Below are 19,110 nucleotides of genomic sequence, written 5' to 3' on the forward strand. Positions count from 1 at the left end.
ATTGTAGAAGCTGCTGAATTGTCTAACAGATATATTACTGATAGATTCTTACCGGACAAAGCTATCGATTTAATTGACCAAGCTTGTGCTACTATTAAAACTGAAAACTCTTCTAACCCAGCTGAATTAGATACAATTAATCGTAAAGTTATGCAACTTGAGATAGAAGAAAAAGCCTTAAGTGGTGAAGATGATGATGTATCTAAAAGACGTTTAGAAAACTTAAAAGAAGAGTTGGCTAACCTAAAAGAAGAACAAAACAAACTTCAATTACAAGTTGATAGTGAAAAAGAAAAATTATCAGCTGTTAAAAATCTTCGTGAAAAAATCGACAGAGTTAAATTAGAGTTAGAACAAGCTCAAAATAGCTATGATTTAGAAAAAGCTTCTGAGTTACAATATTCTACTTTACCAAAATTAATACAAGAATTAGAAGAATTGGAAGAAAAATCTAAACACGAAGAGTACAAACTTCTAAAACAAGAAGTTACTGAAGATGAGATTGGATTTATCGTCAGTCAAATGACTGGTATTCCTGTAACTCGTCTAGTAGAAACTGAGAAAGAAAAATTATTGCATCTAGCTGATACAATTCATGAGAAAGTAATAGGACAAGATGAAGCTGTAGAGAGTGTAACTAACGCAATCTTACGTTCTCGTGCTGGTATCGCAGATCCTAACAGACCGATTGGTAGCTTCCTATTCTTAGGTCCTACTGGGGTAGGTAAAACTGAACTTGCTAAAGCATTAGCTCTTAACCTATTCGATGATGAACGTAATATCGTGCGTATCGACATGAGTGAATACATGGAAAAACACTCAGTTAGCCGTTTAATCGGAGCCCCTCCAGGATACATCGGATATGAAGAAGGTGGTCAACTTACTGAAAGTGTAAGACGTAATCCTTACAGTATTATCTTAATGGACGAAATTGAAAAAGCTCACCCAGATGTGTTCAATATCTTACTTCAACTTCTTGATGAAGGTACACTTACTGATTCTAAAGGTGTCGTAGTAGATTTCAAAAACACAATTATTATCATGACTTCTAATATCGGATCACTAGAACTATTAGAAGAAGTTAAAGACGGTGTAATTTCTGAACAAACTCGTAAAAATGTTACTAACCAACTTTACGGATACTTCAAACCAGAAATTCTAAACCGTATGGATGATATAATTATCTTCAAACCATTAACACAAGATAATATTAAAGGTATCGCTAATAAACTTCTTAACGAACTTGTTGCACGTATCGCTAACAGAAATATTACTTTAACATATGCTGATAATATTTCTAGTTGGGTAGCAACTGCTGGATTCGATATGAAATTCGGTGCTCGTCCGCTTAAACGATTCATCCAAAGTCAAATCGAAAACAAACTTTCAGTTGAATTAATCCGTCATGGTATCGAAGATGGAATGGAAATTCACTTAGACTATGTAGATGATGAATTAAAAATTGATATTAAATAAAATATTGATTTAGCCCCATAAAGTAGATGACTCAATAAATTCGATTTATCTGAAATCGGGATTGTTGAGTCGTTCCCAAATAACTATAGACCTCAGGAGAAATCCTGGGGGCTTTTTTGTATAAGGTTATATGAATTTTAAAAGATTAAAGTGTGGTAATTATTATCTTTTGTATAAACGAAATTTGTAGTATAATGATAAAATAAATAAATAGACGAACAAAATATTTGTGTAGGAGGAATTTGAATGAAAATAGCGGTTATGGCTGGAACACCAATTGATTCGAAATTAGGTGCAGAGTTATTGAATTCATATGGTTATGAAGATGTTGTTTTAGTGCCAATTTCTAATAATCCAGTAGAACAAACAACGTTTCAAGCTTTAGAAGATGAAGAACGTGAAAATATTATTGTGAAAATTATTGAAGAACTAAAGGAGAAAGATTGCGATGCTATTTTTGTGTATTGTAACTCACTTAGTTCGGTAGTAGATTTTGATAGATTAGCAGAAAAAATGAACATTTCTATTATCACTCCTATGCAAATGTATAGAAATCTTGGTCTTGAGTATAAGTATCTTGCTGTAATGGCGGCGAACTCTCATGGTCTTACGGGCGTTGAGAACAATCTTTATGTATCGAATCCGCGTCTAAGTGTATTAGGATTATCGATGTTGGAGCTTGTTAAGGCAATTGAGGAGGGGAATAAACCAGAACAGATAGTGGAAGATTTTAACTTCAAGACATTGTTTAATTATTTCGAATTAACTAATGTAGAAGCTGTTGTCCTTGGATGTACACATTTTCCTTATATAAAAAAAGAACTTGAAAAAATTACTAAACTTCCTATTATTGATGTCGGCGTATTTATGATAGAGAGTTTAAAAAATGATAGAAGTAAATTGATTGATTAAGTCGAATATAAAAACTAATAGATTAATAAGATAATAACAACAATAAAGCTAGTTAGAATTTGATTCTGACTAGCTCTTTTGTTATTTTATGTATTTCTGTTTGTGTTACGTGGTAACTCTATTTCCCTTCTAAGTAACTTTCATTTCTTTCTTTTGCCTGTTCAAAGATACTGTTGTATTCTTCAATCATTTCTTCTGTGTATTCTCCTTCAACTTGTTCACAGTCTAGTGAATAAAGTACTTTTTCAACTCTTTCATATACATCCTCTAGAGTAAACTCCTTATGAAGAAGTTTTTCTAATGTTTCCATACAGTTCGGGTCGATTTTTGGATATTTGTAATTTATCTGTTGATTTTTAATTCCAATATCATAAAATTCACGCATTATGTTTGCACGTTTTTGTTGATCTCCAAAGACACTAATATATATAGAAACAACTACTGAATCTTTAATTTTTCTTTGAGCGATTCCAGCGAATTTTTTTCCATTTATGCTTAGGTCATAATCACCAGGACAGTACGAGTTAGTTATTTCAATAGCTTCGATTTTGTTAGCACCTTCTGGGAAAACTGCTTTGATAAATTCTGTCATTAGCTCATAACCTTCATTAATTGAAAAGTTTTCTTTTGGTTTATTCATAATGATTGATAAATTTAATATACCTTTATCTGAAATTATTCCTAGTCCTCCGATGTTCCTAACAGCTGGAATAATATTATTTCTGTAGAAAGCGAATAATGCTTCATCGAAAAATGGAACACGCGTATCTGGTGCTCCGATTATTGCTGAGTTCGGCAATGTGTACATGTGTAGTATACAGTCATCGTTACCAGATACTGTACGTAAAAACATTTCATCAGTAGCAATAGGTATAAGAGGATTTACTATATTTAATGTTTTATAAACATTGAATTTTTTATTTCGAATAAGATCTAGCATAGCTACTCCTTTAACATGTCGATAATATTTTATAATCTTAAAAATTAATACTTTATAATTATAAGTTATGCGACTAATTTATGCAAGGTTTTAATGAATTATATATTATAAAAAAAGTGACTCGAACATCGTGATTTTAGAAAAAAAATTTTGTCGAGTCACATCTGTGTATATTATATTATAAGTTAAGTTTGTAATCTTCTGGTTTAATAATTGGTATTATTTTTGTAAATAGTTTTACGAAGAAGAAACCAGAAACTACAGGAATTACTACGAAGACGATTGCTGCTTTTAATATTTCTAAAGCACTTCCATCAGTAGTCGCAAGGTGTGCTAGTGGACCAACTAGACCGCTGAATCCGAATCCTGCACTCATTGCTGTTCCTTTAATGTTTAGTATTGAAGCAAATACTCCTGAAACAGCAGCGCTACACAGAACAGGTAGCATAATCTTCGGTTTAGCAAAAATATTTGCCATCGAGATTTTTGGAGATCCGATAAAGTGTGCGAAGCAAACACCTTTAGAGTTTACAGCCCATCCTGCTATTGCAAGTGTGAATCCACATGCACAGATTCCAAGGTTTGCAGCTCCTGAAGCTATTCCGTCGATATTAATTGCTAGTGCAACCCCAACTGATGTAATTGGAGAAACTACAAGACACGCAAAAATAACCGCGATAAGAATAGTAAGAATGATAGGTTGTAATGTAAGTAAATGTTTAATTCCATCTCCTAAAAGTTTAGTTACTCCTGAGAAGAATGGAAGAGTATATCTACCAATACCTCCGATAATTACAAGTGTTAATGGAGGTAAGATGATTACAGCATAGTTTTTAGCTTTGTCTCCAATTAGTAGGATGAATAATGTTGCTAATGCTGCAGTAAAGATCATTGTTACGATATCTCCAGAACCTTTTAACATAAGACCTGTTTTGTCTGGAGTAGGGATAATTGAACCACTCGCAAATAGAGTAGCTAACCCAATAGATACACTTTGAACAGGTGTAAATTTAAAGAATAATCCAATAATAATACCTGAAGCTAATCCAATCATAGCATTAGAAATAGTTATTGATAATGATAAGAACGCAAGTGAAGGATGAACCTTACCTATATATTTAAGTAGTTCACCAAGTAATGCACTTGGTACTAAACATAGAACTGTTCCTAGGGCGATACCGTTAAGGACGTTCATAGTAAAATTCTTAATAGAAATTTTTTCTTTCATATACATCATCTCCTTTATGTATTCGTAACCTAAAAAGGTTACTAATTATTATAACGTAAAATATATATTTTGTACATTAAAATTTACTAGTTTTATTTTGTAGTTTAACTTAATTTTAACTTTTCACTATATAGTGTATAATAATTATAAGAGGAAGAATGTAAAAAAGGAGATTTAAAATGAGAATACTAAGAAGTCTACTATCGTTATTAATAGTATTAGCGCTATTTGGCGGTGGTCTAACATATGCATTGACACCAAGTGAAACTATAAAAAATACAGAGAAATTATCAAATGTTCAAGCAACGACTAGTGTGGCGGATTTAAATAAAAATTTTATTTCGAATGTTTCTTTTTCAAATTCGAAATTATCGACTTCTCTAAAACTTGATAATGATACTTTTTTATCGATTTTAAAAAGCTCGGTGGAAAAGGACTCAGAGTTGCTTCAAGGAAGTTATAAGCTTGTAGGTAATCATATCGAGGCGAAACTTCCAGTTAAGCTTGGTCTTTGGGATAGTATTATTAATGCCAATATTAGAGTTGTTGGTGCAAATAATAGTGTAGATTTAGTGCTAGAAGATGCTAAAATTGGTAAGGTACCTATTCCTGATTTTGCTTTGGAAAAATATCTTAAAGAAGCATTGACTGGAACTGGAGTGGGTGTTAAAGGTAATATTGTATCTATAAAATCATTATCTTTACCAGTAAATGTTGATGGAGTGGATGTTTCTGGTGGAAACATTAATGTCACTGCATCTCTAACACAAAAACAAATTTTGGAATATACATCAGAAGCACTAAAATCATATCGTAGAACATAGTAAAAATTAAGATTTTGAATACAAGTTAAATTTAAGGAGATTGTGATAGTTTGTAAATCCTTAGGATTCGCTTTGTTTTCAAAGTCTTTTTTTATATTTTACTTATGTTTTCAGATAATTTAAAATTAAATTCACATAAAATACTTGAAAGTTTGTTGTTTATGTAATATAATAAACATATCGTAAATAAAGACAAGACGACTATGTGGAGTTTTTAGAGAGAAACTGGTTGGTGGAAAGTTTTATAGAAGCATGGAAGTTATCACTTTATTGTGTAATTATTTTAATAGAACAAACAAGCGCTCTTAGTAAGAGTTAAAAGAGGTGGTACCGTGGATACATTTCGCCCTCTATAACTTTTACTAAGAGCTTTTTATTTTGAAAGGAGAAAAAATGGTAGAATTAAAAGATACATTATTAATGCCAAATACGAAGTTTCCAATGCGTGGAAATCTTCCAAATAAAGAACCTGAATTCCTAAAACGTTGGGAAGAAATGGATTTATACAATAAAATTTTAGAAAAAAATGCTGGGAAACCATCATACGTACTTCACGATGGACCTCCATATGCGAATGGTAACATCCACATTGGGCACGCATTAAACAAAATTTTAAAAGACTTTATCGTTAAATATAAAAACATGAACGGTTTTGTTTCACCTTTTGTTCCTGGTTGGGATACCCACGGTCTTCCAATCGAACAAGTGTTAGTAAACAATGGTGTTGATAGAAAATCTATGCCAGCTAATAAATTCAGAAATAAATGTAAAGACTATGCTTTAAAACAAGTTGATAAACAACGTGCTGACTTCAAAAAACTTGGGGTTCTTGGTGACTGGGAAAACCCATACGTTACACTTGATCCAAAATTTGAAGCTGAACAAATTCGTGTATTTGGTAAAATGGTAGACAAAGGTTATATCTACAAAGGATTAAAACCTATCTACTGGTCACCATCTTCAGAATCTGCTTTAGCGGAAGCTGAAATCGAGTACCATGATCATACTTCACCATCTATCTATGTTGCATTCGACCTAGTTAGTGAAAATGGTGTAGTAGAAAAAGGAACTAAATTTGTAATCTGGACAACTACTCCTTGGACTTTACCTGCTAACTTAGGTATCGCTGTTCACCCAGATTTTGAATACCAAGTAGTTAAGTACAATGGAGAAAGTTACTTAGTAGCTAAAGAAAGAGTTGCATTCTTAACTGAAAAATTCGGTTGGGAAAACTACGAAACTGGTGAAGTATTAGTAGGTAAAGATTTAGAATACTTACTATGTCAACACCCATTCTTAGACAGAACATCTACATTAATCTTAGCTGATTATGTAACACTTGATTCAGGGACTGGTTTAGTACATACGGCTCCTGGACACGGGGTTGATGACTATCTTGTTGGTCAATTACAATATAAACTTGGAGTATTATCACCAGTTGATAACCAAGGTGTTCTTACAGAAGAAGCGGGGCAATTCGCTGGTAAATTCGTGTTTGACGCGAACAAAGACATTATCGCTCACTTAGCTGAAACTGGAGCATTATTAAAACAAGAAGATATTACCCACTCATATCCACATGACTGGAGAAGTAAAAAACCAATTATCTTCAGAGCTACGCCTCAATGGTTCTGTTCTGTAGATGCATTCCGTACAGAATTATTAGAAGCTGTAGATAACACTAAATTCTACAGTGAATGGGGTAAACCAAGATTATATAACATGATCCGTGATCGTGGTGACTGGGTAATCAGTCGTCAACGTGTTTGGGGTGTGCCAATTCCTGTATTCTATGCTGAAAATGGTGAAGCTATCCTTGATATCGACTTAATCGAACACGTAGCGAAAATCTTCGAAGAAGAAGGATCAACAGTTTGGTTCTACAAAGAAGCTAAAGAATTATTACCAGAAGGATATACTCACCCAGGAAGTCCAAATGGTGAATTCACTAAAGAAATGGACATCATGGACGTATGGTTCGACTCTGGAACATCTCACCAAGGATGTTGTGCAATTCGTAAAGAGTTAACTTACCCAGCTGACTTATACCTAGAAGGAAGCGACCAATACCGTGGATGGTTCAACTCTTCACTTATCACTTCTGTAGCAGTATCAGGAGTAGCTCCATATAAAGAGTTAGTATCTGCTGGATTCGTTATGGATGGTAATGGTAACAAGATGAGTAAATCATTAGGTAACGTTATTTCTCCTAATGATGTTGGTAAAGAACTAGGTGCTGAGATTATCCGTCTATGGTCTGCAAGTGTTGACTATACTCAAGACGTACGTATCTCTAAAGACATCTTAAAACAAGTTTCTGAAACATATAGAAAAATCAGAAATACTTTCCGTTTCTTACTAGGAAACTTATATAACGGAAGCTTTAACAACAAAACAGATCTTCTTGCATATGAGGACCTTGAAGAATTAGATAAATATATGGTTCTTAAGTTTGAAAAAGTTGTTGCGAAAGTATTAGATTACTACGAAAACTATCAATTCAACAGTATTACTACTGAATTAATTAACTTCTTTAACGTTGAATTATCTTCATTCTACCTTGACTACGGTAAAGATATTCTTTACATCGAAGGTGAAGATTCTCACAAACGTCAAAGTATGTTAACAGTTCTTTACACAGTATTAAGTAAATCTGTTAGATTATTCGCACCTATTCTTTCATTCACTGCAGAAGAAGTATATGACAATATGCCATATGAAGATGCTGAATCAGTTCACTTAACTGACTTCCCAGTTAAGAACTTAATCGATGATGCAGCATTAGAAGCTAAATGGGATAAACTTTTAGAAGTTCGTGATGATGTAAACAAAGCATTAGAAGAAAGCCGTAATGAAAAAGTTATTGGTAAATCTTTAGAAGCAGCTGTTGAAGTATACAGTAACGATGCAGAAGTTGTTGAGTTACTAAACTCTGTAGCTAACTTAAACCAATTCTTTATCGTAAGTAAAGTAGCTGTTAAAGAAAATGATGGTGTAACTTATGATCTTGCTACTGTAAAAGTAACTAAAGCAGAAGGGCACCGTTGTGAACGTTGTTGGAACATCGTTGATGAAGTGAACGAAGAAGGACTATGTCCACGTTGTGCTAGCATCTTAAACAAATAATAGAATAACTTATCTATAGAACTTAGGTTAAATTTTAATCTAAGTTCTATTTTTTATATAGTCCAAAAAAATGGACAGATAGATTGATATAATTAAATCATCAAATGAAGAGGTGATTTAAAATGGAAAAAGACTATATTACAATTACAGGAATGGAATATTATTTTGGAAATAAAGTGTTTAAAGTAGGAGATGTTATAAGCTGTGAAAAAGAGTTTGATAACGATTATGATGAAGAAGCTATAAAAGTTATGGCGAAAACTTTTGGTAAAGTTGGATACGTAGCTAATTCTAGTCGTACTGTAGCGAAGGGAACAAAAAGTGCAGGAAGAATTTATGATAAAGTGGGAGATAAGTTCTTTGTAAGAGTATGTTTTGTTACTGGTGGATCTGTAATTGCAGAAGTATTAAAAAGAGAAGAAAATAATTTTAAAAATGATAGAAAAAATCGTAAATAGTTGTTATTATATACATAAGTGTATATAAGGAGCAATTTTTATGGAAAAAGGAAGATATCAAAAATTAAAGTTATTGTATTTATTAGAAATATTAAGAGATTACAGTGATGAAAATACTTATTTAAGTGTTAAAGAGTTAACAAATTTACTTTTAAAAAATGAAATAGTTGTAGAGAGAAAAACTTTATACAAAGATATAGAATTATTACAAGATTATGGATTCAATATTGTAGTTGAAAAAAATGGTCGTGAAAATACTTATGCTTTAGTAGAAAGAGAGTTTGAGCTCGCTGAGGTGAAAATGCTGATTGATGTTATTCAGGCTAGTAAGTTCTTAACTGCAAAAAAATCAAGAGATTTAATTCTAAAGTTGAAGAAATTAGCGAGTAAACAACAGGCACAAAAAATTCAAAGGCAGGTATATTCTTTCGAAGAAAATAAGTATATAAACGAGAATATTTATTATAATGTTGATGCGATTCATAATGCAATTGCAGAAAATAAGCAAATTAATTTCAATTATTGGCAGTGGAATTATAAAAAACAAATGGTTGATAGGAAAAATGGTGAAGTTTATAACGTTAGCCCATTCGCCTTAGTATGGAATGATGAAAATTATTATATGGTTGCTTATGATAACAAGACGAGTTTAATAAAGAATTATCGTGTTGATAAAATGCGTAGTGTTGCTATTACTGATGATGATAGAGTAGGACATGCTCAATTCCAAAAAGAAGATATATCGAGTTATTCTAAAAAAATATTCGGTATGTATGGAGGAGTCTTAGAAAAAGTGACTTTGGAATTTAAGGAGTCATTAATAGGAGCAATCGTCGATAGATTCGGTAAAGATATTATTATTCACAAAAAAGATAATGTATATAAAACTTCTGTTGAAGTAATGTGTAGTAGTCATTTCTTAGGTTGGATTTTCTCTTTAGGTAGTGATATTGAAATATTAGCACCTCAAAATGTTCGAGACTTATATGTGAGGGAAGTAGAGGTGTTGTTGAATAAATATAAATAAATGAGAAGGTTGAAAAAATGGATAAAAATATAGTTTTATTGGATATTATAGAAACTAAAGTTGCTAATGTTTTATCAGTTTCAGTAAAAAGGATAAATGTAACTTATAGATTTGAAGTTATTGATGATGTAGATTTTCATCAGAAAATAGATTCAGGTGAATATTTATTTGATTTAGAGAATACATTAGAAAATTATTTTAACAATTTACCATTGAATGTTGATGTGAAAATTTTTGTTTGGTATAAAGAAAAAAGGGAATTAATAGAGAAATATTTTCCTTTTCTAAGTTATTATAAATTTGAATATATTCAAGCTAAGATAATTAAGGTAGGATTAACAAATGCTAATAATCCAGTTAATTATACGTTAAAAAATGTATTGAAACTGTTAGAAATCAAATATGATAAGTTTAAACTTGGTGTTCCTAGATATGCAGTAGATATTTTTTATCAAATTTTTGAGAGACTTTTAGTTTATTTTGAACATAAAAGTGAAATTAGCACTTTTTGTAAGATGGATAGTGGCTTGATTCACGACTCTTCTTGCAGAACATTAAAAAAATCGAATGATAAGCCATCTTTAGATTGGGTGGAGTTTGTTTGGGCTGATTATCGTTTTTGTAAACATTGTTGTAGTTTTGAGATTAAAGGACCTTTTTACAAGGATATGTCAAATGAACAACTGAAAAGTGAAGGTATTTTTCTAAAAAATATTAAAATTAGTAAAGATATCGGAGTAGTTTGTGATGAAGGAGATGTTATTGGAGAAGATGTAACTATAAATGAAGATTCTGAGCAAACTGTTTCAAGTATAGATGTTGAAAAAGATGATGTTATAGATGATACGTTAAAAGAAATTGATGAAATTATTAATAGTAAGAAAACAGAGTATGTAAATTTACCGAATGGTGAGAAAATAGTTGTTTTTAAAGCTAATGATACACTAAATAATAACATTAAAAATCTTATGAATAAACAAAAAACTGAAAGTTCTGCTTTGAAGAATAATGCTATTAATTATCAAATATTACTATTTAAAATCGGTGAACTTGGTGAGAGTAAAGTACTGGATGAATTAAAATATAGTTTTTATCCTATGAATATTATTAAAGATATTTCGATTAATATTGGAGAATTTCATTGCCAGATTGATTTTCTAATTATAACTAAAAAGTCTATGTATTTGATTGAGTGTAAAAACAACGGAGCTAACTTGAAAATTGATTCTACTGGAAGTTTCTACCTTGTTAAAGAAGGGAAAAAGAATCGAATTTTTAGCGTATTAAATCAAATAGAAAGACAAAAAATGATTTTGGAGCAATTAGATTTTGATGTGGATATAAAAAATATTCATCCTATAATTGTTTATGCGAACGAGGAGACTGGAATAGAAATCGAAGATGAAAATATTTTAAGAGGTATTGATGTAATTAATTTAGATCGTTTAAATAGTTTGATTAGAGAAAAAGAAGAAGATCTAGAAGAAATCTACAGTAAAGAAGAAATAGAAAAAATTAAAAATAAACTTTTGGACCCTATTTTGAAAAATAGTGACTATGTTGAAGAAAATTCTAAGAAGTGGGATGAGTTTGAACTTAGAATGCAATTAGAAAAGAACATAAATGAGAAAAAAGCATTGGAGAAAATAGCTGAAAGAAATTCAACGAAAAGTATAAAGGAAAATAATGATGGATCTAAAATTTCACGTGATGAATTTGGAGAAATATTGGAGAAATACTTGATAAGAAAATCAGAAAAGCTTGGTGTAACTACTGCGTCTTTAATGACGGAAATGATGAAAGATGAGGTATTAGAAAAGATGCCGACAACTGTTGCACAGTTATCTAAATTGTTGGTTAGTAATAGTGTATTTTTCCATAAAATATCAGGTGATTTGCTATCGATGATTAATAATATTAAGCCAGTGATGAGTTAAATAGTATGAAATAAAAATAAGATGCGATATAAAACAAAATTTTTATGAAAAACGTTTTATGTCGCTCTTATTTTTCCTATTATAAATTTTAAAAATTTGTAAATTCATTTAGTATATTTTTGAATATGGAGAGTGTACTTAATATCAACTTAAAATCATGTTATAGTGGTTGCTTTAAAGAGAAATGGATGATATAATAAGGAGATGAATTATAAGATAATTATAATAAGATTATAAAATCATTAATAAGAAAATATGTCGGAAGGAAAATGTTAATGGCTATTTTAGGAAAAATATTTGATGCTAACAAAAGAGAAGTAAAAAACTTAGCGAAATTAGCGGAAAAAGTATTAGCTAAAGATGAAGAGTATTCAAATCTTAGCGATGAACAATTACAAGATAAAACTGAAGAATTTAAAGCTTATATTGAAGAACAAAGAGAAAAAGGAAAATCAACAGCTGATATACTAGATAAAATTTTAGTAGATGCTTTTGCTGCAGCTCGTGAAGGAGCATTTCGTTCATTAGGTATGAAACCTTATAAAGTTCAAATTATGGGTGGTATTGCACTACACCGTGGGGATATCGCAGAGATGAGAACTGGGGAAGGTAAAACACTTACTGCGACAATGCCTGTTTATTTAAATGCATTAGCAGGAGAAGGTGTGCACGTTGTTACAGTTAACGAATACTTATCTCAACGTGACGCTCAAGAAATGGGAGTTTTCTACAATTATATGGGACTTTCTGTAGGACTTAACTTAAACTCTCTAAACTCAGAAGAAAAAAGAGCGGCTTATAACGCTGATATTACATACTCAACAAATAATGAGTTGGGATTTGACTATTTAAGAGATAACATGGTAAAAACGGTTGAAGCCCGTGTTCAACGTCCATTAAACTATGCTGTAATCGATGAGGTTGACTCAGTACTTATTGATGAAGCACGTACGCCTCTTATCATCTCTGGTGAAGGACAAGAATCAACTTCACTATACCAAGTTGCAAATGCATTTGTTAAAACTTTGAAAAAAGCAGAGGAAGAAGATGGAAGTGATGGAGATTATACTTTAGATATTAAAACTAAGGCTATCCAACTTTCTGAAAATGGTATAGATAAAGCTGAAAGTTACTTCGGATTAAAAAATCTTTATGATTTAAAAAATGTTGATTTAACTCACCATATTAACCAAGCATTAAAAGCAAACTACACTATGTCACTAGATGTAGACTATGTTGTTGCTGAAGATGGAGAAATTTTGATTGTTGACCAATTTACAGGACGTACTATGCCTGGACGTCGTTTTTCTGAAGGATTACACCAAGCTATCGAAGCTAAAGAAGGTGTGCCAATTCAAAAAGAAAGTAAAACAATGGCAACTATTACATTCCAAAACTTCTTTAGAATGTATAAAAAACTAAGTGGTATGACAGGGACTGGGAAAACAGAGGAAGAAGAATTCAGAAACATTTATAACATGTTTGTTACAACAATTCCTACAAACAGACCTATCCAAAGGATTGATGCTCCAGACTTTATTTATTCTAACATGGAAGCTAAATTTAATGCTGTAGCTCAAGAAGTAAAAGAATGTTATGATAGAGGACAACCAGTTCTTTTAGGGACTGTTTCTATCGAAACGAGTGAATTAGTATCTAAACTATTATATAGATATGGAGTACCTCATAAAGTTCTTAATGCTAAACAAAATGAAAGTGAAGCTGAAATTATCAAACAAGCTGGACAACGCGGTTCAGTAACTATCGCGACTAACATGGCTGGTCGTGGTACAGATATTAAACTTGGAGAAGGTGTTCGTGAATTAGGTGGACTTGCTGTTATTGGTACAGAGCGTCACGAATCACGTCGTATTGATAATCAGCTACGTGGTCGTTCTGGACGTCAAGGAGATCCAGGTTACAGTAGATTCTATCTTTCTCTTGAAGATGAGCTTATGGTTCGTTTCGGTGCTGATAGATTACAAAGAATCATGGGGAAAGATGATGATACACCACTTGAAAGTAGAATGGTAAGTAGATCTGTTGAAAGTGCTCAAAAACGTGTTGAAGGTAACAACTATGATTCTCGTAAACAAGTACTTCAATATGATGACGTATTACGTAAACAACGTGAAATTATGTATGCGGAAAGAAATGAAGTACTAGAAAATGAAGTAGTTACTGAAATTATTCAAGAAATGATTGGGGATGCGGTAGATAAAACTATTGCTTACATTACTGAAAATCTTGAAGTTCATAGTGAAAAAGAAGAAACAGAAGAAATTATTAAATCACTTAATGAAAAATTCTTAGGTCTAAAACCTATTACTGATAGTGAGTATGCTGATGTAATGAGTGATGATGAAATTCGTGAGCTTGTAATTCACAGAATTAACCTAGAACTTGCTGAGAAACGTGAATTACTAGGTGATGAAACTATGAATTCATTCGAAAAATATATCTTACTTAATGCTATCGATGATAGATGGACTGATCATATCGACCAAATGGATCAACTTAGAAAAGGGATTTTCCTACGTTCATATGGACAAATCGATCCACTTCGTGAGTATAAAACTGAAGGACATGAAATGTTTGAATACATGATTGATGATATTCAAGTAGAGGTTGTTACTAACCTAATGCGTATTAGAGTAGAACGTCATGAAGAAATCGAGATGAAACAAGAACCTACGAACCTTATTACTAATGATCATAAAGAACATATTGCTCGTGGTCCAATTAAGAGTGCAACTCGTGAAGAGAAAAAAGCTCGTATAGAAGAACGTAAACAACGTATTAAAGAGTTAAAAGCTCAAAAAGATAAAGAGACTAATTAATAGTTAGGAAAAGAAGGAGACTTGAAAATAGGTTTCCTTCTTTTAATGGCTTATAATATATATTTTAGGAGGTAGTATTATGAAGAATATAGAAAAACTAAGAGAAATAATAAAGTCTAATGACAATATTGTCTTTTTTGGTGGTGCTGGTGTTTCTACTGAATCGGATATACCTGATTTTAGAAGTGCTAACGGTGTATTTAATGTGAAATTAAATCGTCATTTTACACCTGAGCAACTCGTTTCTAGAACAATGTTTGTGAAGTATCCTGTAGATTTCTTTGATTTCTATAAGAAACATTTGGTCTATCCTGAAGCTAGACCTAATAGAGCACACTTTTATTTAGCAAAATTAGAAGAACAAGGAAAATTAAGAGCAGTAATAACACAAAATATAGATACACTTCATGAACAAGCAGGAAGTAAAAATGTCTTGAAACTACATGGAAGTGTTGATGCGAATTATTGTACGAAATGCAAGTCATTTTATAATTTAGAAGATTTTTTAGCTAAAAATGAAGAAATACCAAGCTGCGATAAATGTGGTGGAGTAATTAAACCGTACGTTACTTTGTATGAAGAAGAATTGGATATGACGGTATTTAATGCTGCGATTAATTTTATCGAAAAGGCAGATGTATTAATTATCGGCGGTACTTCTTTAAGTGTGTATCCTGCAGCAAATCTTTTGCATTATTTTAGAGGTAAACATCTAGTAGTAATTAATAAAACTTCAACACCTCAGGACAATATGGCTAATCTGGTTATTAATGATAAGATTGGAGAAGTTTTCTCAAAATTAGAAGATAGAGAAGGTGATGTGTAGATGTATTTATTTAGAAAACTAGGCTGGTTTATGAAGTTAGAAAAAAGGCGTTATTCTATTGGGATAATTGCTCTTATCTTAGTAAGTATTTTCAACTTGATTCCGCCAAAAGTTATCGGAACTGTTATTGATAATATCGAAGCTGGGAATTTAACTAATGGGCAGTTGTTCTTAAATGTTAGCTATCTTGTAATAGCAGCACTTGCAATGTATGCACTCCGTTATGTTTGGCGTGTTTATATTTTTGGAGCAGCATATAATCTAGGAAGAATCTTAAGGTCAAGACTATTTGAACACTTTACTAAGATGTCTCCATCGTTTTTTCAAAAATATCGTACTGGTGATTTAATGGCACATGCGACAAATGATATAAATTCGGTTGCTATGGTTGCTGGTGGAGGGGTAATGTCTGCGGTTGATGCAAGTATTACAGCATTAGTAACATTGTTTACAATGATATTTTTAATTGATTTTAAGTTGACTCTAATAGCTATTATTCCATTGCCGTTTTTAGCTTATGCTACTAATTATATTGGAGATAAAAACTATGAAAGTTTTGAAGAGGCTCAAGAATCTTTTTCTGATTTAAATAATAAGGTTCAAGAAAGTGCCTCTGGGATAAAGGTTACTAAATCATTTGGTTATAGTAATGATGAGATTAAGAGTTTTAGAGAAGTTAATAATAGAGTATTTGAAAAGAATGTTATTGCAGCCAAGTATAATTCATTATTTGATCCGATGGTGTTGATATTTGTTGGAATATCTTATACACTAACTCTTGTTTTTGGTGGGATTTTCATTTCTAATGGTGATTTATCAGTTGGTGAATTGGTTACTTTTGTAACGTATTTAGATATGTTAGTATGGCCGCTTCAGGCGATTGGTTGGTTATATAATATATCACAACGTGGAGAAGTATCTTATAAGCGTATTGAGAGTTTGTTAGCTGAAGTTAATGAAGTAGATACTAACCTAGACAGTAAAGTTAAAGCTGAAAATGGAATACTAGAATATAATATCGAAAATTTCGAATTTGAAGAAGGTAAGACGGTTTTAAGGGATATTAAGTTCGCTATTGAAAAAGGAGAAACACTTGGAATTGTAGGTGTTACTGGTACAGGTAAAACTACGTTATTAAGATTGTTGCTTAGGGAATTTAACATTAATTCTGGTAATATAATGCTTAATAACAGAGATATTGCTGAATATAGTTTGAGTGATTTAAGAAAACTTATAGGATATGTTCCTCAAGATCAAGTGCTATTCGCTATGTCGATTAGAGAAAATATTCGTTTTGCTAATCCACTTATCGATGATAAGAAGGTAGAAGAAATTACGAAAATCTGTGGGCTGTACGATGATATTATGGCTATGCCAGATAAATTCGATACGATTGTAGGAGAAAAAGGAGTTAGTCTTTCTGGTGGTCAAAAACAACGTCTTGCAATGAGTCGTGCTTTAATAATTGATCCAGAGATTTTAATTCTTGATGATTCTTTATCTGCGGTTGATGCTAAGACAGAACACATCATTTTAGAGAATTTAAAAGAACAACGTAGTGGTCAAACTAATATAATTACTGCTCATAGACTTTCTGCGGTTGTGGAAGCTGATTTAATAATTGTTTTAGGTGAAGATACGATTATTGAAAAAGGTACGCATGATAAACTTATTGCTAATAATGGTTGGTACAAAGAAACTTATGAAAGCCAACAAATGGAAGAAAGCTTGAAAGGAGGAAGTGAAGATGTCGAAAAGTAAGACATTTTTTAGATTAATGCGCTATATGTTTAGATATAAAGGTTTATCGGTATTAGCATTATTATTTATATTATTGACTTCTATTGTAGCGACAGCGATTCCTCTTTTAGCTCAATATTATATTGATAATTTTATAACGAAAAATATAGCTAAAGCAGGTTTATATATATTAATAATTTATTTTGGATTGTTTATACTTAGAGTTGTATTTACATTCTTGGGAGAGTTTTACTTTGCAAGAGTAGCACATAGTATAGTAAGAGATTTGAGAAATGATAGTTTTACTAATTTGCAAAAATTAGGAATGTCATATTTTGATAAAACTCCTGTAGGTTCTGTTGTATCAAGATTAACAAATGATACTCAAGCGGTTGCGGATATGTTTGGGACGATTTTCTCTAGTTTCTTAAATACTATTCTTATGTTTATTGTTACACTTTCTGCGATGATTGCTCTGAGTTGGCAACTGACGATTTATATGATTTTATTCATACCTGTTATGATTGGTTCGGTTTATATGTACCAGAAGTTATCTAGTAAACTTGTGGAGATTTCACGAGCAAAAATCAGTGAGATGAATACGAAGTTATCTGAATCAATCGAAGGTATGAAAATTATTCAAGCATTCAATCAGGAACAGCGATTAATAAATGAATTCGGTGAGGTTAATAATGAGCATCTTCGTTATTATACTAAATCATTAAAAGTTGATAGTTTATTACTGCGACCTGCAATGGCGCTATTTAAAGTATTAGCGTATGGAGTTATAGTTATGTACTTTGGTCTAAGTTTTGAAAGTGCTGGATTTACAGCTGGGATAATTTATGCATTTATTCAATATACGAATCAACTTTTTAATCCGTTAATAGAGTTAATGCAAAACTTCTCAATTCTTCAAACATCTATAATTTCTGCGGGGCGAGTGTTTATATTAATTGATAATGATGAATATGAGCCACAGCAAAAAGATGGAAATTTCGTTATTTCGAATGGAGATATTGAGTTTAAAAATGTTAGTTTTTCATACGATGGCAAACGTGATGTTCTTAAGAATATTTCGTTTAGTGTAAAAAATGGTGAAAGTATAGCATTTGTCGGTGCTACTGGTTCTGGAAAATCATCAATAATGAATCTATTCTTAAGATTTTATGATTTTGATAGAGGACAAATTCTTATAGATGGAGTTGATATAAAAAATTATAGTGCTAAGCAATTAAGAAGTAGTACTGGTCTAGTTTTACAAGATCCGTTTTTATATCATGGTACGATAGAATCTAATATTAAAATGTATAATGAAAATTTAACAAGAGAAGATGTCGTAGAAGCAGCGAAGTTTGTTGATGCACATAATTTTATTGATAAACTTGAAGATAAATATGATAGTATAGTAACAGAAAGAGGTTCGACATTTTCTTGTGGGGAGAGACAGCTTCTTACATTTGCTAGAACAATAGCTAGTAAACCGAAGATTCTTATTCTCGATGAAGCAACGGCTAATATAGACTCAGAAACTGAGGATATAATTCAAAATTCGCTTAAAAAAATGAGAGAAGGTAGAACTACTATAGCAATAGCACACAGACTTTCTACTATTCAAGATTCAAATTGTATCTATGTATTGGATAAAGGTGAAATAATTGAATCGGGTACACATGAAGAATTATTGGCTAGAAAAGGTAATTATTATAAAATGTATCAGCTTCAAGCCGGAATGATAAATAAATAAATAAATAAAAAGTAATTAATAACGGAAGT

At 31.5% G+C, this 19,110-nt stretch carries 13 protein-coding genes; 11 read left to right on the forward strand and 2 right to left on the reverse strand.

Translation table 11 applies throughout. The features are described 5' to 3' along the window. Together RWQ73_RS04830 and RWQ73_RS04835 are read left to right on the forward strand one after the other, a co-directional pair. A partial coding sequence (locus RWQ73_RS04830) for an AAA family ATPase (protein WP_314406962.1) occupies positions 1–1,476 on the forward strand: 1,476 nt, incomplete at its 5' end. 246 nt (positions 1,477–1,722) lie between these two features. Then, a complete protein-coding gene (locus RWQ73_RS04835) occupies positions 1,723–2,388 on the forward strand; it encodes a glutamate racemase (protein WP_314406964.1) in 666 nt (221 codons plus the stop codon). A gap of 118 nt (positions 2,389–2,506) precedes the next feature. Here RWQ73_RS04835 and RWQ73_RS04840 read toward each other — a convergent pair whose 3' ends face one another. Further along, positions 2,507–3,328 carry a lipoate--protein ligase family protein gene (locus RWQ73_RS04840; RefSeq protein ID WP_314406965.1) on the reverse strand — a complete coding sequence of 274 codons (822 nt, stop codon included), beginning with the start codon at positions 3,326–3,328 and terminating at the stop codon, positions 2,507–2,509. A gap of 178 nt (positions 3,329–3,506) precedes the next feature. After that, positions 3,507–4,556, reverse strand: coding sequence for a PTS sugar transporter subunit IIC (locus tag RWQ73_RS04845; RefSeq protein WP_314406966.1), 1,050 nt, complete (start codon positions 4,554–4,556; stop codon positions 3,507–3,509). A 179-nt stretch (positions 4,557–4,735) separates the two neighbouring features. Here RWQ73_RS04845 and RWQ73_RS04850 point away from each other — a divergent pair, with 179 nt between their 5' ends. The 9 genes from RWQ73_RS04850 (at position 4,736) to RWQ73_RS04890 (ending at position 19,081) form a co-directional block, all read left to right on the forward strand. Then, on the forward strand, positions 4,736–5,380 hold the full coding sequence (locus tag RWQ73_RS04850) for a hypothetical protein (protein WP_314406968.1): 645 nt from the start codon (positions 4,736–4,738) through the stop codon (positions 5,378–5,380). Between the two features lie 393 nt (positions 5,381–5,773). Next, the gene (gene ileS / locus RWQ73_RS04855; RefSeq protein ID WP_314406970.1) at positions 5,774–8,506 is read left to right on the forward strand and encodes an isoleucine--tRNA ligase; all 2,733 of its coding nucleotides are present in this window, start codon (positions 5,774–5,776) and stop codon (positions 8,504–8,506) included. 122 nt (positions 8,507–8,628) lie between these two features. Next, the gene (locus RWQ73_RS04860; RefSeq protein ID WP_314406971.1) at positions 8,629–8,964 is read left to right on the forward strand and encodes an HIRAN domain-containing protein; all 336 of its coding nucleotides are present in this window, start codon (positions 8,629–8,631) and stop codon (positions 8,962–8,964) included. 40 nt (positions 8,965–9,004) lie between these two features. Then, positions 9,005–9,991: a WYL domain-containing protein gene (locus RWQ73_RS04865; RefSeq protein WP_314406973.1), complete on the forward strand. Its 987-nt coding sequence runs from the start codon at positions 9,005–9,007 to the stop codon at positions 9,989–9,991. A 17-nt stretch (positions 9,992–10,008) separates the two neighbouring features. Further along, the gene (locus RWQ73_RS04870; protein ID WP_314406974.1) at positions 10,009–11,928 is read left to right on the forward strand and encodes a nuclease-related domain-containing protein; all 1,920 of its coding nucleotides are present in this window, start codon (positions 10,009–10,011) and stop codon (positions 11,926–11,928) included. Positions 11,929–12,203: 275 nt separating this feature from the next. After that, positions 12,204–14,768, forward strand: coding sequence for a preprotein translocase subunit SecA (gene secA, locus RWQ73_RS04875; RefSeq protein WP_314406975.1), 2,565 nt, complete (start codon positions 12,204–12,206; stop codon positions 14,766–14,768). Between the two features lie 79 nt (positions 14,769–14,847). Then, a complete protein-coding gene (locus RWQ73_RS04880) occupies positions 14,848–15,594 on the forward strand; it encodes an NAD-dependent protein deacylase (RefSeq protein WP_314406977.1) in 747 nt (248 codons plus the stop codon). Then, positions 15,595–17,355, forward strand: coding sequence for an ABC transporter transmembrane domain-containing protein (locus tag RWQ73_RS04885; protein ID WP_314406979.1), 1,761 nt, complete (start codon positions 15,595–15,597; stop codon positions 17,353–17,355). Continuing rightward, positions 17,342–19,081, forward strand: a complete 1,740-nt coding sequence (locus RWQ73_RS04890; protein ID WP_314406980.1) for an ABC transporter ATP-binding protein — start codon at positions 17,342–17,344, stop codon at positions 19,079–19,081. The genes RWQ73_RS04885 and RWQ73_RS04890 overlap by 14 nt, the downstream gene beginning before the upstream one ends. The last annotated feature ends 29 nt before the right edge of the window (positions 19,082–19,110 follow it).

It is taken from the genome of uncultured Gemella sp. (assembly GCF_963525875.1).
Classification (GTDB): Bacteria; Bacillota; Bacilli; order Staphylococcales; family Gemellaceae; genus Gemella.